The 22,856-nt window shown below is 73.1% G+C and carries 18 protein-coding genes and 1 pseudogene; 11 read left to right on the top strand and 8 right to left on the bottom strand.

Going from position 1 to position 22,856, the window contains the following annotated elements:
* The first annotated feature begins 27 nt into the window (after window positions 1–27).
* Window positions 28–900, top strand: coding sequence for a helix-turn-helix domain-containing protein (locus ACSMTC_RS30980; protein WP_436563040.1), 873 nt, complete (start codon window positions 28–30; stop codon window positions 898–900).
* Entirely contained in the window at window positions 897–1,103 is a 207-nt protein-coding gene (locus ACSMTC_RS30975; RefSeq protein WP_436563039.1) for a DUF397 domain-containing protein, read from the top strand. The genes ACSMTC_RS30980 and ACSMTC_RS30975 overlap by 4 nt, the downstream gene beginning before the upstream one ends.
* A 25-nt stretch (window positions 1,104–1,128) precedes the next feature.
* Here the strand turns inward: ACSMTC_RS30975 and ACSMTC_RS30970 are convergent, their stop codons facing one another.
* A complete protein-coding gene (locus ACSMTC_RS30970; RefSeq protein ID WP_436563038.1) occupies window positions 1,129–1,812 on the bottom strand; it encodes a TetR/AcrR family transcriptional regulator in 684 nt (227 codons plus the stop codon).
* 336 nt (window positions 1,813–2,148) lie between these two features.
* Between ACSMTC_RS30970 and ACSMTC_RS30965 the strand changes: the two genes are divergently transcribed.
* Window positions 2,149–3,204 (top strand): ABC transporter permease, encoded by a 1,056-nt coding sequence (locus ACSMTC_RS30965; RefSeq protein ID WP_436563037.1) that lies wholly within the window; start codon window positions 2,149–2,151, stop codon window positions 3,202–3,204.
* An 84-nt stretch (window positions 3,205–3,288) separates the two neighbouring features.
* Here the strand turns inward: ACSMTC_RS30965 and ACSMTC_RS30960 are convergent, their stop codons facing one another.
* The 5 genes from ACSMTC_RS30960 to ACSMTC_RS30940 all read right to left on the bottom strand — a co-directional run bounded on the left by ACSMTC_RS30960 (window position 3,289) and on the right by ACSMTC_RS30940 (window position 9,023).
* Window positions 3,289–4,716, bottom strand: coding sequence for a family 2B encapsulin nanocompartment shell protein (locus ACSMTC_RS30960; RefSeq protein WP_436563036.1), 1,428 nt, complete (start codon window positions 4,714–4,716; stop codon window positions 3,289–3,291).
* A 184-nt stretch (window positions 4,717–4,900) separates the two neighbouring features.
* Window positions 4,901–5,572 carry a response regulator gene (locus tag ACSMTC_RS30955; RefSeq protein ID WP_436563035.1) on the bottom strand — a complete coding sequence of 224 codons (672 nt, stop codon included), beginning with the start codon at window positions 5,570–5,572 and terminating at the stop codon, window positions 4,901–4,903.
* Between the two features lie 8 nt (window positions 5,573–5,580).
* Window positions 5,581–6,873: a sensor histidine kinase gene (locus tag ACSMTC_RS30950; RefSeq protein ID WP_436564858.1), complete on the bottom strand. Its 1,293-nt coding sequence runs from the start codon at window positions 6,871–6,873 to the stop codon at window positions 5,581–5,583.
* Between the two features lie 25 nt (window positions 6,874–6,898).
* A complete protein-coding gene (locus ACSMTC_RS30945) occupies window positions 6,899–8,065 on the bottom strand; it encodes an acyltransferase family protein (RefSeq protein ID WP_436563034.1) in 1,167 nt (388 codons plus the stop codon).
* Window positions 8,058–9,023, bottom strand: a complete 966-nt coding sequence (locus ACSMTC_RS30940) for an alpha/beta hydrolase (RefSeq protein ID WP_436563033.1) — start codon at window positions 9,021–9,023, stop codon at window positions 8,058–8,060. The genes ACSMTC_RS30945 and ACSMTC_RS30940 overlap by 8 nt, the downstream gene beginning before the upstream one ends.
* Before the next feature lie 216 nt (window positions 9,024–9,239).
* Between ACSMTC_RS30940 and ACSMTC_RS30935 the strand changes: the two are divergent.
* A pseudogene (locus tag ACSMTC_RS30935) lies at window positions 9,240–11,072 on the top strand (poly(A) polymerase); the annotation flags it as partial.
* Between the two features lie 72 nt (window positions 11,073–11,144).
* On the opposite strand, the gene ACSMTC_RS30930 reads toward ACSMTC_RS30935, so the two are convergent.
* Together ACSMTC_RS30930 and ACSMTC_RS30925 are read right to left on the bottom strand one after the other, a co-directional pair.
* Complete coding sequence (locus tag ACSMTC_RS30930) at window positions 11,145–12,995, bottom strand: ABC transporter ATP-binding protein (RefSeq protein ID WP_436563032.1); 1,851 nt, start codon at window positions 12,993–12,995, stop codon at window positions 11,145–11,147.
* A gap of 99 nt (window positions 12,996–13,094) precedes the next feature.
* Window positions 13,095–13,343: a hypothetical protein gene (locus ACSMTC_RS30925; RefSeq protein WP_436563031.1), complete on the bottom strand. Its 249-nt coding sequence runs from the start codon at window positions 13,341–13,343 to the stop codon at window positions 13,095–13,097.
* Between the two features lie 220 nt (window positions 13,344–13,563).
* Here ACSMTC_RS30925 and ACSMTC_RS30920 point away from each other — a divergent pair, with 220 nt between their 5' ends.
* The 7 genes from ACSMTC_RS30920 (at window position 13,564) to ACSMTC_RS30890 (ending at window position 22,840) form a co-directional block, all read left to right on the top strand.
* A complete protein-coding gene (locus ACSMTC_RS30920) occupies window positions 13,564–14,091 on the top strand; it encodes a SixA phosphatase family protein (protein WP_436563030.1) in 528 nt (175 codons plus the stop codon).
* A gap of 103 nt (window positions 14,092–14,194) precedes the next feature.
* On the top strand, window positions 14,195–15,487 hold the full coding sequence (locus tag ACSMTC_RS30915) for an aspartate aminotransferase family protein (protein WP_436563029.1): 1,293 nt from the start codon (window positions 14,195–14,197) through the stop codon (window positions 15,485–15,487).
* 203 nt (window positions 15,488–15,690) lie between these two features.
* On the top strand, window positions 15,691–16,440 hold the full coding sequence (locus tag ACSMTC_RS30910) for a beta-glucanase (RefSeq protein ID WP_436563028.1): 750 nt from the start codon (window positions 15,691–15,693) through the stop codon (window positions 16,438–16,440).
* 185 nt (window positions 16,441–16,625) lie between these two features.
* The gene (locus tag ACSMTC_RS30905) at window positions 16,626–18,137 is read left to right on the top strand and encodes an MFS transporter (protein ID WP_436563027.1); all 1,512 of its coding nucleotides are present in this window, start codon (window positions 16,626–16,628) and stop codon (window positions 18,135–18,137) included.
* 187 nt (window positions 18,138–18,324) lie between these two features.
* On the top strand, window positions 18,325–19,977 hold the full coding sequence (locus ACSMTC_RS30900) for a phosphodiester glycosidase family protein (RefSeq protein ID WP_436563026.1): 1,653 nt from the start codon (window positions 18,325–18,327) through the stop codon (window positions 19,975–19,977).
* A gap of 79 nt (window positions 19,978–20,056) precedes the next feature.
* Window positions 20,057–21,376 carry an MFS transporter gene (locus ACSMTC_RS30895; protein WP_436563025.1) on the top strand — a complete coding sequence of 440 codons (1,320 nt, stop codon included), beginning with the start codon at window positions 20,057–20,059 and terminating at the stop codon, window positions 21,374–21,376.
* A gap of 108 nt (window positions 21,377–21,484) precedes the next feature.
* On the top strand, window positions 21,485–22,840 hold the full coding sequence (locus tag ACSMTC_RS30890) for a bifunctional folylpolyglutamate synthase/dihydrofolate synthase (RefSeq protein ID WP_436563024.1): 1,356 nt from the start codon (window positions 21,485–21,487) through the stop codon (window positions 22,838–22,840).
* Window positions 22,841–22,856 lie beyond the last annotated feature (16 nt).

Below are 22,856 nucleotides of genomic sequence, written 5' to 3'. Positions count from 1 at the left end.
GTCGGCAAGGCGGTGGTCGGAGTGTCGATGTCGGGGGCGGATGCGCTGACGGAGCGCAGACCCGAGCAGCCGGAGGACGAGGACGGGTCGGCGGACCTGTTCCGGACGATCGGCCGCCAGGTCAGACTCCTGCGCGAGCGCGCCGGACTGACCCAACGGGAGCTGGGCGAGCGGCTGAACTACGGAGAGGACCTGATCTCGTCCCTGGAACGCGGACGGCGGACCCCGCAGCCCGATTTCCTTGACGCGGCGGACGAACTGCTGGGCGCGGGCGGCCTGTTGAAGGCGGCGAAGGAGGACGTCGTACGGGCGAAGACGCGGGCGCGGGTACGGCATCCGGCGTGGTTCCGGGACTACGCGCGACTCGAGGCCGAGGCGGAGGAGATCAGCTTCTTCAGCACGCTTACGGTTCCCGGTCTTCTCCAGACCGAGGAGTACGCACGGGTCACCTTCTCCGTGCGACAACCGCTACTGCTGGAGGAGACGATTGAGCAACGCGTCGCCGCACGGCTCGCGCGCCAGGAAACGTTGACCCGCTGGCCCGCTCCGCTCGTGACAGCTGTCATCGACGAGTCGGTGCTCCGCCGCGAGATCGGCGGTCGCCTGGTTCAGCAGGGGCAGTTGGAACATCTGCTGAAGCTTGGACAGCTTCGGAACGCAACAGTTCAGGTGCTCCCGCTGGACTGCCATGAATACGCTGGTGTCGACGGCCCGTTCATCCTGCTGACCCCGAAGAACAAGCCTCAGGTCGGCTACTTGGAAGTGCAAGGCGTCGGCCACCTCGTCACCGAACCCGTCGAAGTCCGTATGCTGGCCGCGCGCTACGGAAGCATTCGAGGTCAAGCTCTCACCCCACGGGACTCGTTGGCCTTGATCGATAAGCTGCTGGGAGAGCAATGAACGCCGAGGAATCCACGGGACCGACCTGGTTCAAGAGCAGCCACAGCGGAGGCGAGGGCGGCGAGTGCGTCGAGGTGGCCCTCGCAACTGACGCCGTACTCGTCCGCGACTCCAAGGACGAGCACGGACCCCAACTGTCGTTCACACCCGAGGAGTGGACGGCCTTCGTACCCTTCGCCGCCAAGCTCCGAGCGTATTCCTGACCGTATCTCTCGGTGCCCCGGGACGTTACGGCTCGGTGGGGGTGTCGGCCGACCCGGCCTCGACGGCGAGGTGGGCCGTCACCTCCTCGTGGGTGGGGGCCGGTGGCAGGGTACGGGTGCGGTCCGGGCGCAGCCCGTCGAGGAAGACGCCGAGGTGCCGTGCGGCCAGCGCGGTGGCCTGCCCGGGTGGGAGGTAGGGCAGGGGGCGGCAGATCAGCGCGACGGTGGTGATGAGGTCGACCGCGCTGAGGTCGGGGCGGAGGGCCTCGCGGGTGCGCCCTTCGGCGAGGATCTCTTCCAGCGCGACGGCGATCTCCCGTTGCAGCTCGCGGGCCCGGGGATCGTTCGTCGTGGGGCCCCCGATCAGGGGCAGTGCCAGCAGGTCGCGGTGGTCGATCAGATCCTGCAGGAAGGCCTCCACGGCCGCGAGCGGGTCGGTCCGCGCCGTCTTCGCCGCCGTGCGGGCGGTGTCGAGCACGAAGGTGAAGCCGTCCAGGAGGACCTGGGTGATCAGGGCGTCGCGGTCGGGGAAGCGCCGGTAGAGGGTGGCGATGTTCACGCCTGCCCGGCGGGCGATCTCGTCCAGGGGGACGGCGGTGCCCGACTCGCGGAAGGCGGTGCGCGCGGCGGCCAGGATCTGGGCGCGGTTGCGTGCGGCGTCGGCGCGCAGCCGCGGGGTCCCGCGCCGCGCCGGGGTGCTGCCGGTCACCGTGGTCCACCTCTGCTGTCGTCGTCCTCTGTCTGCGTGCTAGAGCGTACGGCAATCCGAATAAGTGAAGGATTTCCTGCGGTTCGTGTTAGCCTCGTCCACGTCGGCCCGACAGTCGTCCGCCCCGGCCGACTCGGCACTGGCGCCTCATGGGCAAGTCCCCACGGCTGAAGCCCTGTTGGCGTTCACCGCAAGAAATCCCCCACCGCAGGCCGCGCGTAAGCGGCAGATACCCTCGCCATGCACCGCACCACGCCTGTCCCCACGTCCCCCGAGGGTGCCGAGCCGACTCGGTCCGCCTCGCCAACCGACCGGCCGGCGGGGGCATCCGTCGACATGCCGACCGTTTCCCGCCCCGAGAACGGCGAGCGACGCGGTCGCCACGCACTGCTCGACACCGAGCCCGGCATCCCCACCCCGGTGCTCGCCGCAGGTGCCGGAATCCGCAAGGCCATGCTCGTTCCGGTGGTGACCGCTCTGGCCATCGGAACGGTGTTCGTCGCGGTGTACCTGGCGGCCTTCCACGCGCCCACGGCCCACCACCAGCCACTGGGCATCGCAGCCTCCGAGCAGACCGCCGCGCGGGCCGAACTCGCCCTGAACGACACCGCGCCCGACGCGTACACCTTCCACCGCTACCCCAGTGCCGATGCCGCCCGTGACGCCGTCGCGCACGACCAGGTGCCCGCCGCCCTGGTCGCCCGCGGCCACGACATGGTGCTCATCGCGGCGGGCGCTCAGGGCCCGTCCACCGTCGCCGGCCTGCAGGCCGCCGCCACCTCGGCGGTCGGCCACCCGGTAGCGGTCGAGGACGTGGTACCGCTGGCCTCAGGCGACACCCGCGGGCTGTCGGTCTTCTACGCCTCCTTCGGCGTGGTGCTGGCCGGCTTCCTGTTCTCGGTGTCCTCGTACCAGATCGCCCCGCGCCTGCCGCTGGCCGCCCGGCTGGCCTCCACCGTGGTCTTCGCGGCCGCGACCGGCGTCATGGTGGCGCTCATCGGCCACGCGGCCCTGCACGCCCTGCCGGCCGCGTTCGCCACCGTGGCCCTGGTCGCGGGCCTGCTGGCCATGGCGACCGCCACAGCGGCCGGAGTGCTGCTGCGGGTGTGCGGCCCGATCGGCATGCCGGTGGCGTCGGTGGTGCTGCTGATCTTCGGCAACGCCACCTCCGGGGGCATCCTGCCCCCTTCCTTCCTGCCGCCGTGGCTGGCTCCCCTGTCGCAGATCATGCCTCCGGCCGCCGCCGTCCGGGCACTGCGCGGCGCCGGCTACTACCACTCCGCGCATCTGACCGGTGGCCTCCTCCTGCTCGCCGCCTGGACGCTCGGGTGCCTGGCCGTCCAGTACGTCCTCGACCTCCGAGCCGCTCGGCGGGAGCCGGCCGCGGCGTGACCGCTCCGGCCGCGGCAGGGTGGGAGGGTCGACGGCGTCGATCGGGACGAGGTCCTTGGCCGCCATGGCCCCGAAGTACGCGCTTCAGTCACGCGGTCTCACCTCGACGTTCTCGAGGATGCCGATGGCGTCCGGGACGAGGACGGCGGTGGAGTAGTAGGTGCTGACGAGGTAGGAGATGATGGCCTTCTCGTCGATTCCCATGAACCGGACGTTGAGGCCGGGTTCGATCTCGTCCGGCAGTCCGGTCTGGTAGAGGCCGATGACTCCCTCGTTGTCCTCGCCGGTGCGCATGGCGATGATCGACGAGGTCTGGTACTCCGAGATCGGGATCTTGCCGCACGGCAGGATCGGCACTCCCCGCCAGGCGGGGATGTGGTGGCCGTCGACGTCGACGCTGCCGAGGTAGATGCCGCGCTTGTTGCACTCCTTGCCGAAGGCGGCGATGGCGCGCGGGTGGGCGAAGATGTACCTGGTGCCGCGGCGCATGCTCAGCAGGTCGTCGAAGTCGTCCGGGGTGGGCGGGCCGGAGTGGGTCGGGATGCGCTGGTCGAAGTCGGTGTTGTTGAGCAGCCCGAAGTCGGGGTTGTTGACCAGTTCCTTCTCCTGGCGCTCGCGCAGCGCCTCGATGGTGAGCCGCAACTGCTGCTGGGTCTGGTTCATCGGGTGGTTGTAGAGGTCGGCCACCCGGGTGTGCACCCTCAGCACGGTCTGCGCCACGCTCAACTCGTACTCGCGCGGGTTGACTTCGTAGTCCACGAACGTGCCCGGCAGGGTCGGCTCGCCCTCGTGGCCGGAGAGGAACTCGATAACGGCCTCTCCCGCCCTGTTCGTCGGCCGCTGCGCACTGGCGCCGAGCTGCTCGACGTGGGACCGCAGTGCCTCGTACTGGCCGGCGACCGTCTTGTACGCGTTGTACGGCAGCGCCAGGACCGTGGTCGCGGTCACCGCGCGGGCCGTGAACTCCCACTTGCCGTCCGCGTCCGCCAGCACGTTGCCGCCGAAGCTGTCGCCGTCCGACAGCCGGCCCACGACGGCCTCGCCCTCGTACTTCGCCGGAGTGATCTTCTCCACCCTGCCGTGCGCGATCAGGAACACGTGGTCGGCCTTCCGCCCCTGCTCCACGATGATCTGACCGGGGTCGTATTCCTTCTGGACGAACTTGTCGGCCAGCGCACCCAGGGCCACGGGCTCGTTGAAGCCTCGCAGCAGCGGCAGTTCCTCCAACTCCGCAGGGATCACGCGGACCTTGGAGCCGTTCTTGTCGAAGGTCACCTTCCCGTCGCCGACCGTGAACGACAGCCGCCGGTTCACCCGGTAGGTGCCGCCGGGGATGTTGACCCACGGCAACTTCCGCAGCAGCCACCGGGAGCTGATCCCCTGCATCTGCGGTTCGGACTTGGTGGTCGTCGCAAGGTTCCGTGCCGCCGCGGTGCTGAGGCTGTGCTGCTCCTCCGCCTGCACCTGTCCCCCAGTCTTCGCTGCCTGCCCCGGGCGCGTCTCAACGGTCATCGACTGCTCTCCGATTCCTGAGATGATCCGCATGGCTGCGATCAGGCCGGGTCCGAACTGAACACCCAGGCTGATCACTTCGGTACGAATTAGTAACGCACCGTGATCCGAGACTGTCGCAGGCGCGCCTACAGGAACGAACTCACCGCGTACCGTGAGTAGCGGGAGGCCATCTCTGGACGGTTCAGTACCCCGCCGGGCGCACCAGCCCCGTCTCGTAGGCGAAGACCGCGGCCTGGGTGCGGTCGCGCAGGCCCAGCTTGACCAGGATCCGGCTGACATGGGTCTTCACGGTCTGCTCCGCGACCACCAGGCGCTCGGCGATCTCGGCGTTGGACAGGCCCTGCGCGATGAGGGACAGCACCTCGGTCTCGCGTTCCGTCAGGTCGCCGACGCGGTCCTTGAGCGGGGCGCGGGGGACGCTGGTGGTCCGCGAGAACTCGGCGATCAGGCGCCTGGTTATGCTCGGCGCGAGCAGGGCGTCGCCGGCCGCCACCACCCTTACCGCCTGGGCGAGTTCGGCGGCCGAGGCATCCTTGAGCAGGAAGCCGGAGGCGCCCGCGCGAAGCGCCTCGTAGACGTACTCGTCGAGGTCGAAGGTGGTCAGCACCAGCACTCGGACGGCGGCGCCGGCGGGCCCGGTGATCCGACGGGTGGCCTCGATGCCGTCGAGCTCGGGCATCCGGATGTCCATCAGGACGACGTCGGGGGCGAGTTCGGCGACCTTGGCGACGGCGTCGAGGCCGTCCACCGCCTGCCCGACCACCTCGATGTCCGGTTCGGCGTTGAGCAGCACCGTGAAGCCCTGACGGACCATCATCTGGTCGTCGGCGATCAGCACGCGGATGGTCGTCATGGGTGTCCTCAGCGGGGTTCGGCGGACGGCTTCGGGGCGCCTGCGGGCAGGTTCGCGGTCACTTCCCAGCCGCCGTCCGGGGTGGGTCCGGCGGCCAGTTCGCCGCCCAGCATGGCAGTTCGCTCGCGCATCCCCAACAGCCCGTGGCCGGCCCCCTGCGAGGGCGGGGCGGGCTGCTCGGGAGCGGTGTTGACCACCTGTATGGTCAAGCCGTCCGGCTGGTAGCCGAGTTCGACCCGGACCGCCGCTCCGGGCGCGTGCCGCATCGCGTTGCTGAGCGCCTCCTGCACGATGCGGAAGGCCGACAGTTCGACGCCCGGCGACAGCGGACGGATCTCGCCGGTCGTCCCGGTGGTGACCGTCAGCCCGGTGCCCCGGACATTGCCGATCAGTTCGTCCAGCCGGCCCAGGGTGGGCTGCGGGGAGTAGCGCACGCCCTCCGCCTGGGCGTCCTCCGAGCGCAGCACGCCCAGCACCCGGCGCAGTTCGGCCAGCGCCTCGACGGCGTTCTGGCGGATGCCGGCCAGGTTCTCCCTGAGCTCCTCGGAGGGGTTCTCGACCAGGTGCGGGGCGACCTGGGCCTGAATGGAGATCACCGACATGTGGTGGGCGACCACGTCGTGCAGCTCGCGGGCGATCCGGTTGCGCTCCTCCAGCAGGGTGCGCCTGGCCCGCTCCTCGGCGGTGATCACCTCTTGCTCGACCAGCTTGCTACGGGCCACCTGACGGCCGCGCAGCGAGGCACCGACCAGGACGGCGATGGTGAGGGCCACGATGTCGACGCCGCCGAAGCGCACGACGCCGTTGCAGGCCAGGCCCACCACCACGCTGACCGCCAGCGCCTCGACCGCGGCTCGGGGCTTGAGCGCCAGCGCTGCCAGGAACAGCACCCCGGCCTCCAGGGTGAGCCCGGGCCCGTTGACGGGGTCAGGGTTGCGGCTGGCCCAGAAGACGAACAGATCAGGCGGTACGGGCCGGGCGAGGAGTGCGGCCAGAGCCGCCACGGTCGTCGACACCCACCAGGCCAGCAGTGGGCGGAACAGCGCGAGCAGCAGCGCCGTCGCCTGGATCAACGCGAGCACCGGGCCGGCGCTTCGGCCCAGGAAGTACTGGGTGGTCAGGATGTTCGCGTCAGCGACGCCCAGGAAGACCGCGGCGAACACCACCAGCACCACGATCGCCGGAAACCAGTGCCCGCCCAACCGCCTTCTGCGCGGCACCGGTTCGAACGCCGCCGTCCACAGATCGTCACGCAGCAGCCGCGGCAGCTCCCGCAGGGCGCCGACCAGCCGCTCCATCATGTCCCCCCGCTTCACAAGATCCACTTTAGGCACGCCGCACCGCCGGCGTCAGCAGCGGGCGCTCCTCGCGCACCACCCGGGTGGCGCTCCGCGCGGGCCTCCGCTGCTCGTACGAGCGGAACGCGGCCCAGCACACCATCAGCGCCAGCGCGAACACCGGCAGCCAGAGCAGCCGGGCGAGCACCCAGCCGGCGCCGTCGGGGACGGTGTGCAGACCGGGCAGCGACCCTCCGGTGAACAGGCCGATCGCGGTGACCGCCATCATCGCGGTCTGGTGCCACAGGAAGACCGTCATCGCGAACAGGTTCACCAGTGCCACCGCCGCCCAGACCGCGGGGCGCCGCAGCACCCGCCGCAGCGGGCCGAGCAGCAGCAGGGCCGCGCCGCACTGGGCGAGACCGAAGGTGACGGCCGCGAGGGTGAGCGGTCCCAGGTTGGAGACGGGGGCACCGGGCACCCCGACCATGGAGGCCGGATAGCCCGCCCACAGCACGAGTGCGGCGGTGGCGCCCGCGCCGCCGAGCAGCAGCGCCCAGCCGGTGGTACGGCCGCGCAGCGCGCCCCGGGCCCAGGCCGCGCCCAGGCAGTACGGGACCAGCCAGCCGGCCAGCTCGTTGACGTAGCCGAGCCCGGCGGGCGCACCCAGATGGAACCGGGCCAGGTCCACCAGCAGCACGACGGCCAGCGGCCAGAGCGGGTGCAGCCCTGCGACCAGCGGGGTCGCGGCCGTCAGCGCCGTGAAGACCAGCAGGAACCAGAGCGGGGACACCGCCAGCTTGGCCAGCGTGTGCACGGTGTCCTGGCCGACCCCGGAGCCGAGCATCGCGACCGTCGCCACGCTCCACACCGTCAGCAGGACGGCGACCGGCCGGAACAGCCGCGCCAGCCGGGCGCCGAGCCACCGCCGGTACGAGGTGCCCCGGTCGCGGGCCGAGGCGTAGCTCTGCGCTCCCACCTGGCCGCCGACCAGGAAGAACACCGCCAGGGTCTGGAACACCCAGGACACGGGCGTCAGTTGGGGCATGAACCGGAGCGGGCTGGCGCCGTACAGGGCACCGCTGTCGGCGACCAGGGCGGTCACCAGCCAGTGGCCGAGCACCACACCGAGGATGGCGAGGGCGCGCAGCGCGTCGACGGCACGGTCGCGGTCCGGTGGGGTGGCGGAGTCGATCCGCCGTACGAGGTCACGCATGGCCGCCCTCCTGGGCAGGGGTGAGACCGGAGACGATCCGGGCGATGTTCCGCAGGGACACGGAACCGGGCTTGAGGTAGTCGCTGTGGCCGCCGTCGCCCGCCGGGAAGACCCTGGCGCCGAACTGCGACGAGATCGGGTCGGTCCCCAGACCGACGGTGGCGAAGGGGAGCCGGAGCCGGACGTGGGGCACGTCGCCGACCCAGTCGCCGGTGCCCCGGCCCGCCCAGACGGCGGCCCGGGTGTGCAGCGCGGCGGCGTCGCGGTAGCCGGTACCGGGGCTGCCGAACAGGACGAGGTCCGCGACGTCCAGCCCGGACGCGGCCCTGGCGCAGACCACCGAACCGTAGGAGTGGCAGAGCACGGAGATCCGGGCGGCGGGCGCGGCCGAGCTCAACTCGGCCGTGAAGCGGCGCAGTTCGGGGGCGGCGTCCGCCCCGAGGCCGGTGGTCAGCACGTCGGGGCTCAGCAGGCTCGGAGTCCGGTACCCGAGCCAGGCGATGACGGCGGAGCGGCCGCCCAGCTGCTGACGGAGCGCCAGCGCGCCGTCCCGGAAGCGTCCGTACCGGTCGAGATCGGTGTCCGAGCCCGGGACCAGTACGGCGATCCGGTCGGCGTCGGACAGGTCGCCGAAGACCTCGGCGGCGCGCCCGCCGTCGCGGCCGTCGAAGGAGAGGAAACGGCGCGCCGGGTCGGCCATCCCGTGCAGCTCGGCGGCGCGCTCCCGGTCGCCGTGCCCGGCGGCCGTCCGCTCGGCCGCCCGGATGTCCGCGCGGGTGGCCGCGTACCGCTCGGCGAGCGCCGCGGGGCTCACGGACCGCAGCGGCGCGAGGGCGGCCGGGGCCGGGGCCGGTACCGCCGCGGGGCCGGCCGCACCCGACACCGGCAGCGCCACCGAGGCGGTCACCAGGGCGGCGAGCAGGGTGCGCCGCAGACGGCTGAGCGGGCGTGACGCCATGTCGGGTGGTCCTTCCGTACCGGAGCTCTGTCGCACTTCCGGCACCGAAGGTATGGATCACCCCCTGTGACCGGCGTCCCGCCGCGGAGCGGACCTGCCGGGTAGTCCTGAAGTACTACGGGTAGGGGGCTTCACCCCGTGGACCGGCCAAGACCGCTGGTCCGGGCCGTCATACCCGGCTGCTGTGCTGGTCGCTGGCCTGCCCGGACGGGTGCGGAGGGGGTGGAGGAGTCGGACCATTGCGGTGTGGAAGCGGAGCCGGGTTTCGGCGGGGCCGGGGTCGCCGACGTCCTCGACGTCGCACCGACGCCGCGCACGGCCGTGGCATGGCTTCCACCCGGGGAGCTCTGGCCGGCGATCCAGGACATCCGCTGGGAGCACGACCCGCAGATCCGCCGGTGGCCGCCGCATGTCAACGTGCTGTTCGGCTTCGTACCGGAGTACGAGTTCGAGCGGGCCGCCCCGCTGCTGGCCTCCGCGGCGGCGCGGACACCGGCGTTCACCGCCCGGCTGCACGGGGTGCGCAGCTTCCGGCACCGGGAGTACTCGACCGTCTGGTTCGATCCGGCCGCGGCCGGCGCGGCGCCGTGGGCTGAGCTGTACCGGGCGCTGGTGGAGCGGTTCCCGAGCTGCCATGGCCGTGCCAGGGGCTTCACCCCGCACCTCTCGCTGGGCCGGAGCCGCGACCCCCGGCGGCTGGCCGCCGAGTGCGACGCACGGCTGGGCTCCCGGTCGGCGCTGGTCGGGGAAGTGGTGCTGCTCTCCCGCCGGGGTGACGAGCCGATGCGGCCCCGGGCCACGGTCGCGCTCGGCACGGGCGAGGTCCACTGGCTTCCCGAAACCGGTCCGGGTGGGGCGGCCGAGCCGGCCGCGGACGGCGCCCGGCAGGCCTGGGCGGACCCGGGTGAGCCGGCCGGAGGCGGTGACGCCTCCACGGCCGACGGCATCGTGCGGCGGATCTCCGAGGCGCTGGGCGAAGGGGTCGTCCGGGTCGCCGGTTCGCGGCGGACGGGCTGCGCCCTGGCCGGGGCCGGCCTGGACCTGGTGGCGGCACTGCCGGGCTCGGTCGACATGGCCGAGGTGCGGGCGCGGGTCGGCGCGGCGCTGCCGGACGCGGCCCGGGTGCGGCGGGCGACCGGCGCCGGGGTGCCGGGCCTGCGGCTGTGCGCCGACGGGCTGGACGTCTGTCTGGCAGTGGTCGCCACCGGTGCGCTCGCCCCCGCCGAGGCGGTGGACCGCCGCGCCGAGCTGGGCGAGGCGGCCTCGATCGCGCTGAGCGCGGTCAGCGACGCGGACGCGGTACGGGCGGCGGTCGGCGGCCGCCACCCCGCCTTCGCCCGACTGGCCCGGCAGGTCAGGGCCTGGGCTCGCGCGCGCGGCCTCGACTCGGCCCCGTTCGGCGGCCTGCCGGGCCTGGCCTGGTCCCTCCTGGCGGCCCGGACGGTGCGGGAGGCCGGTGACCTCGACGCCGACGGCCTGCTCCGGCACTTCTTCGCCCGCTGGGCGGTCTGGGACTGGCGGGACCCGGTCGCGCTCACCGCCGCCGACGCTCCGTGGCCGGGGGCGGTGACGGTCCTGACGCCGAGCCCACCGGTGCGCAGCTGCACCGGGCAGGTCGGCGGGGGCGGCGCGGAGCTGCTGTCCCAGGAGCTGTACCGCGCCTGGGAGGTTCTGGAGGCCGCGGCTGCGGCCCGTTCCTCCCCTTGGCCCGAGCTGCTCTCGCCACCGCCCCTGCACCGCCGGCACGCGGCCTGGGCGGTGGTGACCGTACGGCCGGCCCGGACCGAAGCGCCGGAGGAGACCCTGGACCGGGTCCGCGGCCGGATGCGCGCCCTGCTCTCCGCCCTGGAGGACGCCGGGGTACCGGACGCGCACGCCTGGCCGCGCCCGTTCGAGCCCGCCCCGGCGGTGAGCTGCTTCGCGATCGGCCTCGGCCGTACACCCCCGGACACGGCCCGGCTCGCCGGGATCGCCGAAGGGTGGGCCCGGGGGCTGCCGGCCGTGACGGTCGAGCTGGTGGAGTGCGGCGCGGTGCCGACGCTGCGCTGACCGGCGCGGCGGCCCTCCAGGGCCGCGGCCGGACCGCCGGGCGGAAGCTCCGGACGGACGGGGCTCAGGGGCTCAGGGGACGATCGGCACCGACTCGGACTCGCCCGGTGGGTGGTGGAGCCGGTGGAGCGCGGCGTAGGCGGGACTGCGCTCGAGGAGCTCGTCGTGGGTGCCGTGGGCGGCGAGCCGTCCGTGGTCGAGCAGCACGATCTCATCGGCGTCACGGACGGTGAGCAGGTTGTGCGAGATGATGATGGTCGTGCGACCGGCCATCAGCAGGCGCAGCGGGCCGATGATCCGCCGGGCCGACTCGGCGTCCAGGCCGGTGGTGGGCTCGTCCAGGACGAGGACGGGCGCGTCCCGGATCATCGCGCGGGCGATGGCCAGCCGCTGGCGCTGGCCTCCGGAGAGCAGCCGGCCGCGCTGGCCGACCACCGTGTCGTAGCCGTCCGGGAGCCCGGTGATGAACTCGTGGGCGTCCGCCGCCCGGGCGGCCGCCAGGATCTCGGCCTCGGTCGCCTCCGGGCGCCCGTAGGCGATGTTCTCCCGGACGGTGCCGTGGAAGACCAGGGTCTCCTGGAGCACCACCGCGACGTTCTCGCGCAGGTCGAGGAGGGACAGCTCGCGCAGGTCCACGCCGTCGAGCCGGACCGCCCCGCGGTCCGGGTCGTAGAAGCGCAGCAGCAGCTTGGCGACGGTGGACTTGCCCGCGCCGCTGACGCCGACCAGGGCCAGGGTCTCCCCCGGTGCCACCTTGAAGGACACGTCCGACAGTGCGGCTCCCGCCGTATCGGGGTAGCGGAAGGTGACGCCGTCGAACTCGATCCCGCCCCGGGCGCGGCCGATCGCCCGGGGAGTGGCGGGTTCGGTCACCTGTGGGCGCTGGTCGAGCAGTTCGATGATCCGCTCGGCGGCGGCGGAGGCGGCGAAGAAGACGGTGCCGATCCCGGACATGCCCTGGATCGGGCCGTAGAGCCGGCTGAGCAGGGCGAGGAAGACCAGCAGCCCGCCGAGCGTGAGCCCGCCGTGCACGAGTTCCCAGGCTCCGAGACCCATCACCACCATGCCGCCGAGCAGTTCCACGATGTCGACCGCCGGCCCGTAGAGCGCCCCGATCCGGGTCGAGGCCATCGTCGCGCGGTACCGGCCGACGCTCTCCCGCTGGAACCTGGCGTGCTCCCAGTCCTGGCGGTTGTAGGCCTGGACGAGCGCGATGTTGCCGAGCGCCTCCTCGGTGACCGCGCTGATCGAGCCGCTCCGCCTGAGGCGCTCGCGCGAGGCCCCCTGGATCAGCCCGGCGAAGCCGCGGGCGATGAGGAAGAACAGCGGTGCGGCGACCAGTGCGATCAGCGTCAGGTCCCAGCGCAGCACCAGCAGCACGCCGACGTAGATGCCGAGCCTGGCCAGCTGGCTGAGCGTGTTGACGATCCCGGAGAGCAGGAAGGTCTCGACCGCGTCGACGTCCTCGGTCACCCGGGACAGCACGTCGCCGAGCCGGCGGCGTTCGAAGAAGCCCAGCGACAGGCCCTGGATGTGCCGGAACACGTCCGACCGCAGGCCGAGCAGGAAGCGCTCGCTGACCCAGGTGGAGGTCACCCCGTCGGCGAAGTCCAGCGCCCCGGCGAGCAGGGTCAGCGCGACGTACGCGAGGGCGATCGGCAGGAACAGACTCAGCCGGTGCGGGATCAGCATGTCGTCGATCACGATCTTCAGCAGCCAGATCTCCGCCGCCTCGACCACCGGGCCGAGTACGACCAGGACCAGCAGCACCGGCAGCCAGCGGCGGCCGCCCCTGGTGTACGGCCAGAAACGCCGGAAGATCTCCCGGAGCGGAACCGGCGGTGCGGCGGCTACCAGGGCGTCCGAGTCCTCGACGACGAGCAGCCGTCGCAGGGCCGACCGGAGGCGGCGTTTCCTCGTCATCTCACAGCCTTCTCGCTCGTCCCCGAGACCGGCCCCCCGATCGAACAGCAAGGCCGGGCAAGAATGCCCGGCCCGCTCTCACAACTGGGTTGGAGACGCTCAGTAACGTCCGTAGCCGCCGCGTCCGCCGCCGCCGTAGCCGCCGCGTCCGAAGCCGCCGTAGCCGCCGCGTCCGAAGCCGTAGCCGCCGTAGCCGCCACGTCCGAAGCCGCCGTAGCCGCCACGTCCGAAGCCGTAGCCGCCGTAGCCGCCGTAGCCGCCGCGTCCGTAGCCGCCGTAGCCGCCGCGTCCACCGCCCCAGCCGCCTTCACGGAAGCCGAAGGAACGGAAATTTCCGAGGAATGCCATGATCAGACCTTCTTTCGAAGTTCCCTGACTCCATCGTCATCCCGGCACCGGTGATGCACAAGCGCAGAGTGGGGGAAATGTGAAGATTTAATGACTCCGTCGGATCGGCCCCATGGCCGGGCTGCTGACACCCTGTTCCAGTCAACATCTGGTCAAGAAACACTGCGTGGCGAGCCGTCACCAGGCTGCCGATCGGACGGGGCGGGTACAGCATGAGGGCATGACCGAGCTCCCCCCGCGACGGCTGGTCGTACTGCGCCACGCCAAGTCCGCCCGCCCCGAGGACGTCCCGGACCGCGACCGCCCGCTGGCCCCGCGGGGCCGTCGCGACGCGGACCGGGCGGGCGACTGGCTGCGCGCCCTCGATCTACTGCCCGACCTGGTGCTCTGCTCGCCGACCCGGCGCACCCGGGAGACCTGGGAGCTGGTCGCGGCGCGATGGGCGGTCGCACCCGCGGTGGAGTACGACGAGCGGCTCTACGGCGCGCCGCCCGAGGAGATCACCGACGTGCTCCGCGAAGTACCCGTGGACGCGCGGACGGTACTGCTGGTCGGGCACCAGCCCGCCGTCCAGGAGCTGGCCCTGGAGCTCACCGGCGAGGCGGTCGGCGACCACCTGGACCGACTCCGGGAGAAGTTCCCCACCTGCGCCGCCGCGGTACTCGAACTCCACATCCCGTGGGGGAAGTTGACCGCGGGATCGGCCCTGCTGCGGGACTTCGTCGTACCGCGCCACCCCGACGACTGAACCGCCGGAAAGGCTGCCGCGGAACGGTGTGATCCGGGTAACATCGCGGCACGGCCTGACCGATCGGTCGCTTCGCCTGCCCGAGAGGAGAGCGAGACCCGACATGTCGGAACTGTTGGATCGGCATCGCGCAGTCCTGCCCGCTTGGCTGACGCTCTACTACGACAGCCCACTGGAGCTCGTGAGCGGCAAGGGGTGTCGCGTCCAGGACGCGGACGGGGTGAGCTACCTCGACTTCTTCGGCGGGATCCTCACCAACATGCTCGGGTACGACGTCCCCGAGGTTCGTGAGGCGCTGGAGCGCCGGCTCAGGACGGGCGTGGTCCATACCTCCACGCTGTACCTGATCCGCTCCCAGGTTGAGCTGGCGGAGAAGGTCGCCCGGCTCTCCGGCATCCCGGACGCCAAGGTGTTCTTCACCAACTCCGGCACGGAGGCCAACGAGACCGCCCTGCTGCTGGCCACCCACGCCCGCCGCTCCGACCAGGTGCTCGCACTGCGCAACAGCTACCACGGCCGCTCGTACGGCGCCATGGCCGTGACCGGGAACCGGAGTTGGAAGAACTCCTCGCTCTCCCCGCTGAACGTGCACTACCTCCACGGCACCGACCGCGAGCGGTTCCCGCAGCTGTCCGAGAGCGAGTACCGGCGGTTCTGCGTCGAGGACCTGCGCACCTGCCTGGCCACCGCCACCGCCACCGACGTCGCCTGCCTGCTGGTCGAGCCGATCCAGGGCGTCGGCGGCTTCACCGCCGCACCCGACGGGCTGCTGCGGGAGTTCAAGCAGGTGCTGGACGAGCACGGGATCCTGCTGGTCTCGGACGAGGTGCAGACCGGCTGGGGCCGCACCGGAGAGACGTTCTGGGGCATCGAGGCCCACGGCGTGACACCGGATGCCATGACCTTCGCCAAGGGCCTGGGCAACGGCCTGGCGATCGGCGGCGTGGTGGCACGGGGTGACCTGCTGGACGGCCTCCCGGCCAACGGCATCTCCACCTTCGGCGGGAACCCGCTGGCAACGGCGGCCGCCAACGCCACCCTGGACTACCTGCTGGAGCACGACCTCCAGTCCAACGCCCACCGGCTCGGCAGCCGGCTGATCGCGGGTCTGCGCGCGGCGACCGAGAAGCTGCCGATCGTCGGCACGGTCCGGGGCAAGGGGCTGATGTTCGCGGTCGACCTGGTCGACCCGGCGAGCCGGCAGCCGAGCCCGGCGCTGGCCGCCGCCGCACTGGAGGAGGCCAGGGAGCGCCGACTGCTGATCGGCAAGGGCGGGTTGTACGGCCACACCCTGCGGATGGCGCCGCCGCTCACGCTCAGCACGGACGAGGCCGAGGAGGGGCTGGCCGTGCTGGTCGACGCCCTCGAAGCGGTGAACAGCGCCCGGGCGGCCTGACCACCCGGCCACCTGCGGTGCGCCGCCGACCGGCAGCGCACCGCAGGTCGGGCGCGCACTGCCGGTCGGCCGCGCCTCCCGTGCGGAGCCCACCTCCCGCCGCACGCCGCCCGGCCACCCGCCGGACCTGAGGGCTCCGCATCGACTCCGCCGGAGGGGGTACACCACGCCGTGTGAGCTGTCATTCACGGGAGGTGACAACCATGCGGCTCTGGCGAACAGTTCAGGCGTGGTGGCGGCAGCGGTGGCTCCGGTGGTCCGGGCGGAGCGAGACCCCGCCGGAGACGGTCGAGCCTGTCAGAGGCCAGGTGGTGTTCCAGGCCGACTTCGGCTCGACCCGGCAGTGGGCCGCCGGGCGCACCAGCGCCTATCCGCAGTCGGGCCCGACCAACCGGAGCGACCACAAGCTGGACCACCTGAACAACCACTACTGCCCCGGCGGGCGGTTCACCGCCACCCGCCGGACCGACGGCCTGTGGGACTGCGACCTGCTGACCACCGAGGGCAGTCCGGACGCCTTCCAGCTCCGCACCGGTGACGTCCTGGACGCCCGGGTCACCCTGCCGACCGGGCTCGGCGCCTGGCCCGCGATCTGGACCTGGCGCAACGGCGGCAACGAGGTGGACTTCTTCGAGTACCACCCGGACCACCCCGGCATGCTGGAGCTCTCCAACAACGTCCGGGGCGGCCACAGCTACTGGAACGACCCCACCGGCGCGGTCGCCCCCGGGGCCACCCTGGACCTGCGGGTGGTGCTCGGCGCGCGATCGGTCCTCTGGTACGTCAACGGCGCGCTCGTCTTCGCCGACGGACGCGGGGTCGGGAATTCCTGGCACGCCTATCTGATCGTAAACCTCTCGGTGAGCGACGGCACTTACCACCCCCGCCCGGCCCCCCGGGACAACGGACCGCTCTTCTGGACCTGCCACTCACTGTCGATCACCCGGTCGTAGCCCCACGCCGACGGGCCGCGGTGGGACGACCGGCGGCGAGGCGCGCGGTGCGGCCGGAACGAGTTCCCGCTCAACGGGCCGGTGCCGGTGGAGAGCGGCCTCGCCGTTGTGCCCCCGACGCCCCGGACGGCTAGCCTCGGTTCAAGTGAACGGCGTCGTTCACTCCCAGCCCCCAGGGGAACGCCATGGCCTCTTCAGCCGACCTGGCCCAGGCTCCGCCCGCACGCGCGAGACGCGGTCGGCACCCGGGGATCACCCTCACCGTGATCGCCGCCGCCCAGCTGATGGCGGTGCTCGACATCACCATCGTGAACATCGCGCTGCCGCACATCCAGCAGGCCCTGGCCTTCTCCACCGCGGGCCTCTCCTGGGTGGTCAACGCCTACACACTGACCTTCGGCGGCCTGCTGCTGCTCGGCGGCCGGGCCGGGGACATCCTCGGCCGCCGCCGGATGTTCGTCGTCGGTGTCCTGCTCTTCGGCCTCGCCTCGCTGCTCGGCGGCGTGGCCGGTTCCGCCACCTGGCTGCTGGCGGCGCGCTCGCTGCAGGGGGTGGGCGGCGCCATCGCCTCGCCCACCGCGCTCGCACTGATCGCCACCAACTTCGCCGAGGGACGGGCCCGCAACCGCGCCTTCGGGGTGTACTCGGCGGTCGCGGCGGGCGGCGGCGCGATCGGGGTGCTGGCCGGCGGGATGCTCACCACCTGGCTGTCCTGGCGGTGGGTGTTCTTCGTCAACGTGCCGATCGCCCTCGCCGTCGCCCTGCTGGCCCCGCTCTACATCAACGAGTCCGCCCGGCGTCCCGGCCGCTTCGACCTCCTCGGCGCGTGCACCGCGACCCTGGGCACGGGCTCCCTGGTGTTCGGCTTCATCCGCGCCTCCGAGCACGGCTGGACCGACGGCTGGACCCTCGCCGCGTTCGCCACCGCGCTGGTCCTGCTGCCGTACTTCCTGCTGCACGAGCGGCGCACCGCCCAGCCGATCACTCCACTGCACCTGTTCCGCGACCGCAACCGGTCCGGCAGTTACGCGATGATGCTCTGCCTGGCCGGCGCGATGTTCAGCGTGTTCTTCTTCATCACCCTGTTCGTGCAGAACGTGCTGGACTTCAGTCCGCTCCGGGCGGGTTTCGCCTTCCTGCCGATCAGCGTGTCCATCGTCGCCGCCGCGCAGATCGCGGCCCGCAACCAGGTGCGGTTCGGCGCGAAGCCGTTCCAGGTCACCGGCGCGCTGCTGGTGACGGGCGGGCTGTTCTGGCTCACCCACACCTCCACGGTCAGCGGCTACGCAGGGGGCGTGCTCGGCCCGACGCTGCTCTTCGGCCTCGGCATGGGCTCGCTCTTCGTCCCGACCATGCTGACCGCCGTCTCCGGAGTGGCCCCGCACGAGACCGGGGCGGCCACCGGCACCCTCAACGCCACGCAGCAGATCGGCGGTTCGCTCGGCCTGTCCATCCTGGTGACCGTGTACGGCGCGGCGAGCCGCCACGAGGCCGCCCGGCAGCTCGTCCGGCTGTCCGACCACGGCACCGCGGCGCAGCTGGCGCAGTTCCGGGCGAGCGGCCGGCTGCCCGCACCGTACGCCCAGCAGGTCCTGGCGCACGGCATCGCGAGCGCCTTCACCGCGGGGCTGGTCTTCGCCGTACTCGCCGTGCTGATCGCGGTGTTCGTGATCCGGCGGCCCGCCACGGGCGCCTGACCCGGTGTACGGGCGGTGGACACCCAACGCTGGTGTCCCGTTCACCCCCGCGCGGTGGCGCACGGAACCGGCCGGTTGTCAGGCTGCGGTCAGGCCGTGGCGAGGGCCCCGGCCGACCGTCACCTAGGCGTCACCGGAGCTTCGGAGCATCACCGGAGCTTCGGAGCGTCACGGGAAGGGGGAGGACATGGCCGTACGGATCCGACCGCGCGCGGCGGCACTCGCCGGACTGCTCATGGCCGTCGCACCGTTCACCATGGGCACGGCGCAGGCCGGGCCGGTGGCGGACGCGGCGCGGGCCGACCGGGCGGCGGGCCTGCCGCTGGGGTCGAAGGACCTGCCGGAGACCCGCAGCACCCGGAAACTGGCCGACGGGGTGACCCTGACCACGATCGTCCGGGGGCGGGTCGCGCCGGGCGACCACTGGACGGTGGACGTGGCGATCCCTGCCGGTGAACTGCCGCCCTCGCCCGACCCGGACGCCCCGTCCTCGGTCCTCGGTAGCAAGGCCGCGGCCACCGCCGTCGCCGCCCGGCTGACCGCGGCCGGCTACCGGCCCGAGGTGGTCGAGGAGCGGAACCCGGCCTACCGGGACCTCCCGGCCGGCTCGCAGGGCTTCACGGTCCGGCTCGGCCGCTACCGCGACCAGGCGGCCGCGAGCGCGGCCGCCAGGAAGCTGAAGCGACTGGGCTTCAAGGGCGTCGGCATGTTCACCGGCGGCGAGCGGACCCAGACCAGCGGACCCTGGGTGCTGCACGAGCTGGTGATCGATCCGCACCGGTTCGCGGGCCGGATCGAGGAGTCCCACGGCGACGGCCAGACCGGGCGCCGGACCACCTCCCGGCTCGCGGCCGAGGGGGGCGCGTTGGCCGCGGTCAACGGCGGCTACTTCGTCATGGATCCGGCCGCCGGGGTGCCCGGCCAGCCGATCGGTGCCGTGGTCGAGCACGGGAGGCTGCTGCACGAGGCGACCGACGGCCGGATCGCCGCGATCCTGCGCGACGGCGGCAGGCGGATCGAGTTCGCCGAGCTCAGCACCGCCATCCGGCTCCGCACGCCGGACGGCGACCACGCCGTCGCGGGCCTCAACCGCTCCCCCGGCCTGATCCCCAACTGCGGCCAGGCGGGCGACCGGCCCACCGCCGCGCCCCTGATGGACGTCACCTGCACCAAACCGGACGAGACCGTGGTGCTCACCCCCGAGTACGGTTCCGCTCCCCCGGCCGGTCCCGGCGCCCAGGCGGTCCTCGACCCCGCCGGGACCGTGGTCTCCGTCGGCCCGCGCGACGGCAGGCCGGTCCCGGCCGGTGACACCGTCGTCCAGTCGATCGGCACCGAGGCCGCCTGGCTCACCGGAAGCCTCCCGGTGGGCGGCCGCCTGGCCCTGGAGACCACGGTGACCGACGGCCGGGGCCGACAGGTCGGGTTCGGCCCGGACGACTACGTGATCGCGGGCGGCCCCAAGCTGCTCACCCGGGGCGCCCAGGACATCCGCCCGGTCGCCGACGGCCTGGTCCACCCCGGCGATCCGTCCTACTTCTACGGCTGGGGGATCCGCCGCAACCCGCGCACCGCCATCGGCACCGACCGCGCCGGCCGGATCATCCTGCTCCAGGCCGACGGCCGGGAGCCCGGCTACAGCCAGGGCCTCTCCCTGGACGAGGAGGCCAGGGTCCTGCACGCCCTCGGCGCCACCGAGGCCATGAACCTCGACGGCGGCGGCTCCTCCGCCATGTACGCCGCCGGTACCGGCCTGGTCGGCCGTCCCTCCGACCCGGCGGGGGAACGCGCGGTCGGCAACGCCCTCCTGGTCCTGCCGCCGGCGGCCGCACCGCACTGAGGACGACCCACCGGGCGGTCCGCCCCGGGGGCCGGAGCGTTTGCCCTCAAGCAGGTCGAGGGCCCTACGGTCGGCGGCCATGGCGACTGATGACACCGCCCGGACCGTTGCGGGCCGGGCGGGACTTCCTCGTGCGTATCTCGTCTGGCTGGCCGGTACCCGGGCCTCGCTGGTGGGGGACGCGGTCCTGTACTTCGCGCTCGGGTGGGCGGCCAGTGCCCACGGCGGTGGCACGGGCGCGCTGGTGCTGACCGGCATCACCCTCCCGCGTACGGTGCTCCTGCTGCTCGGCGGGGCGGTCGGCGACCGGTTCGGTGCCCGGCGGGTGATGATCGCCGGGGATGCCGTGATGCTCGCGGTGACGGTGGTGCTGGCGCTGGCGGGCCTGCGCCTCGGGCCGTCGCCGTGGCTGCTGCTGGCGGTCGCCGCCGTGGTCGGCACGGTCGACGCGTTCTACCTCCCGGCCAGCGGGTCCATGCCCGCCCGCCTGGTGGCGAAACCGCAGCTGCCCCGGGCACTGGCCGCGCGGCAGGCCGGCGGCCAGCTCGCCTCGCTGCTCGGGGCACCGCTCGGCGCCGTACTGGTCTCGGCCGCCGGGCTGGCTGGCGCCGCCGCCGTGGACGCCGCGACGTTCGCGCTCGTCCTCGTGGTGCTCCTGCGGGTGCGGCCCGCCGCCGGGGCCGAACCTCCGGTCCGGGAGGGGAGACTGCTCGCGGCGGCCGCCGACGGGGTGCGGCTCGCCGTCAAGGACCCAGTCCTGCGGCCGGCTCTGCTGCTCACGGCGGTGGCCGCCGGGTTCCTGCTGCCGGTGGCCTCGCTGCTGAACCCGTTGCTGGCCAGGGAGCGCGGGTGGGGCGCGGGCGCCACGGGCCTGGTCGCCGGCGGTCTGAGCCTCGGCACACTCACCGTGGCGCTGGTGGTCGCGCGGCGCGGCGGCGTGAACCGGGTGGGAGTGGGCGCGGCGATCGGCCTGTGCGGGGCGGCGCTGGGCACCGCGGTGCTGGCCACGGCTCCGACCGCCGCCGTCGCGGTGGCCGGAGGGATCGCCGTCGGCGCGGGCTCCGGGATGTTCGCCTGCCACCTCTCCCCGCTGGTCCTGGCCAACGTCCCGGCCACCCATCTGAGCAGGGTGCAGGCGCTGCTGACGCTCGTCCAGAGCCTCGCGCTGGTGCTGGCCAACAACGCGCTCGGCGCTCTCGCCGACTCGGCCGGTGCCGTCACCGCGACGGCGCTGTGTGCGACCGCCGTGTGCGCGGCCGGGGTGGTGGGGATGGCCTCGAAGCCCATCCGCGCTCTGCGCCAGGAGCGGGGGCAGGGGCGGGGAGAAGAGCAGGGGCAGCGGCAGGGAGAGGAGCAGGCGGTTCCCGGTCGGCCTCTCCGGTCCGACAGTCGGTCATGACGGCTTCGTCCGAGGCGAGTTACCGCATCGGGAACCCGGAACCGGAAAGGCCAGGGGAAGCGGAGAATCCGGTCCGTCCTTCCCCCGTTGGTGCCATGATTGCTCCTCGTGGACTACCAGGACTGCGCGGACCGCCTCGCGAGGCTCTACGGCTACCGGCCCGAGGAGCGGGGGGCACTGTTCGGGAACCTTCCGGCACTGCTCGAGGCACTCGGCCACCCGGAGCGCCGGCTACGCGGAATGATGGTGGTCGGGACCAACGGCAAGGGCTCGACCAGTGCGTTCGCGGTGTCGGCGCTGACCTCGACCGGTGCGCGCGCGGGCAGCATGCCGAGCCCGCACCTGCAGGAGCCCCGGGAGCGGGTCCGGGTGGACGGCGTTCCGGTCACCCGCGAGCAGTACACGGCGGCGTTCACGGAGGTCTGCGAGGCGATCGACCGGCACCAACTGCCCGTGTCCGCTTCGGGGATGTGCTCGGCGACCGCCGCGGCGCACTTCCGGCGGGCCGGGGTGGAGCTGGCGGTCGCCGAGGCGAGCATCGGCGGACGCTGGGCGGCGGCCAGGTTCCTCGACTTCGACGTCAAGGTGGTCACCGGGATCGCGCTCGACCACACCGAGCTGCTGGGCGACTCGCTGGCGCTGATCGCGGAGTCCAAGGTCGGCGTGGTGCGCGACGGCGAGCACGTCGTCCTGGGCCGGATTCCACCGGAGGCCGCCGCGGCCGCCGAACGGGTGCTGGCCGGGCGGACGGGCCTGTCCGTGTGGCGCATGGACCACGAGGTCCGGTACACAGCCCGCCCGGCAGGCAACGAATCTGACGAGCAGTCAGACATGCTCGTCGACGTCACCACCCCCCGCGCCGTGCACCGCGGCCTGCCCTGCCCGCTGCCGGGCGCGCACCAGCACCACAACCTGGCGGTGGCGGTGGCCGCGGTGGACGCGATGGCCGACCGGGGGCACATCCCGGACCTCGACGACGACCGGCTGCGCACGGCCCTGGCCGCCACCCGCTGGCCCGGCCGCCTCGAACTCGTCGCCGAGGCAAGGCTGGACGGCTGGACGGGCCGGGTACTGCTCGACGGCGCCACCAATCCCCAGGGCGTGGCCACCGTCGCCCCGGAGATCCTGCGCCTGGCGGGCGGCGAGGGGGAGAGCGGGACCAGGCCCACCGCGCTGGTCTTCGCCGCGATGCGGGACAAGGACGCGAACGGCATGCTCGCGCCGCTGCCCGAGCACTGGCCCCTGGTCCTCACCCGCACCGGGGCGGCCGGGGCGGCGGACCCGCACACCCTGCGGGCCGGTCTCGTCCCGGACCGGCGTGCGACGTCCGTCATCGCGCCGGACGCCGCCTCGGCGCTGCGCCGGGCCGCCGAACTCACCGGCCCCGGTGGCCTGGTGGTGGTCATCGGCTCACTCCGCCTGGTCGGCGAGGCCCGTACCGCGCTCGGCCTGCCGCCGGCCTGACCGGGCGGCGGAGCGC

Origin of the sequence: Kitasatospora sp. HPM-01-4 (genome assembly GCF_051374625.1) — a bacterium.
Taxonomy (GTDB): domain Bacteria; phylum Actinomycetota; class Actinomycetes; order Streptomycetales; family Streptomycetaceae; genus Kitasatospora.
This window is presented reverse-complemented; position numbering and strand designations above follow the sequence as displayed.

Bases quoted from the DNA above. Each gene is read 5' to 3' on its own strand.
- ACSMTC_RS30980 (WP_436563040.1), top strand. From the start codon at position 28: ATGTCGGGGGCGGATGCGCTGACGGAGCGCAGACCCGAGCAGCCGGAG.
- ACSMTC_RS30975 (WP_436563039.1), top strand. From the start codon at position 897: ATGAACGCCGAGGAATCCACGGGACCGACCTGGTTCAAGAGCAGCCAC.
- ACSMTC_RS30965 (WP_436563037.1), top strand. From the start codon at position 2,149: ATGCCGACCGTTTCCCGCCCCGAGAACGGCGAGCGACGCGGTCGCCAC.
- ACSMTC_RS30960 (WP_436563036.1), bottom strand. From the start codon at position 4,716: ATGACCGTTGAGACGCGCCCGGGGCAGGCAGCGAAGACTGGGGGACAG.
- ACSMTC_RS30955 (WP_436563035.1), bottom strand. From the start codon at position 5,572: ATGACGACCATCCGCGTGCTGATCGCCGACGACCAGATGATGGTCCGT.
- ACSMTC_RS30950 (WP_436564858.1), bottom strand. From the start codon at position 6,873: ATGATGGAGCGGCTGGTCGGCGCCCTGCGGGAGCTGCCGCGGCTGCTG.
- ACSMTC_RS30945 (WP_436563034.1), bottom strand. From the start codon at position 8,065: ATGCGTGACCTCGTACGGCGGATCGACTCCGCCACCCCACCGGACCGC.
- ACSMTC_RS30940 (WP_436563033.1), bottom strand. From the start codon at position 9,023: ATGGCGTCACGCCCGCTCAGCCGTCTGCGGCGCACCCTGCTCGCCGCC.
- ACSMTC_RS30930 (WP_436563032.1), bottom strand. From the start codon at position 12,995: ATGACGAGGAAACGCCGCCTCCGGTCGGCCCTGCGACGGCTGCTCGTC.
- ACSMTC_RS30925 (WP_436563031.1), bottom strand. From the start codon at position 13,343: ATGGCATTCCTCGGAAATTTCCGTTCCTTCGGCTTCCGTGAAGGCGGC.
- ACSMTC_RS30920 (WP_436563030.1), top strand. From the start codon at position 13,564: ATGACCGAGCTCCCCCCGCGACGGCTGGTCGTACTGCGCCACGCCAAG.
- ACSMTC_RS30915 (WP_436563029.1), top strand. From the start codon at position 14,195: ATGTCGGAACTGTTGGATCGGCATCGCGCAGTCCTGCCCGCTTGGCTG.
- ACSMTC_RS30910 (WP_436563028.1), top strand. From the start codon at position 15,691: ATGCGGCTCTGGCGAACAGTTCAGGCGTGGTGGCGGCAGCGGTGGCTC.
- ACSMTC_RS30905 (WP_436563027.1), top strand. From the start codon at position 16,626: ATGGCCTCTTCAGCCGACCTGGCCCAGGCTCCGCCCGCACGCGCGAGA.
- ACSMTC_RS30900 (WP_436563026.1), top strand. From the start codon at position 18,325: ATGGCCGTACGGATCCGACCGCGCGCGGCGGCACTCGCCGGACTGCTC.
- ACSMTC_RS30895 (WP_436563025.1), top strand. From the start codon at position 20,057: ATGGCGACTGATGACACCGCCCGGACCGTTGCGGGCCGGGCGGGACTT.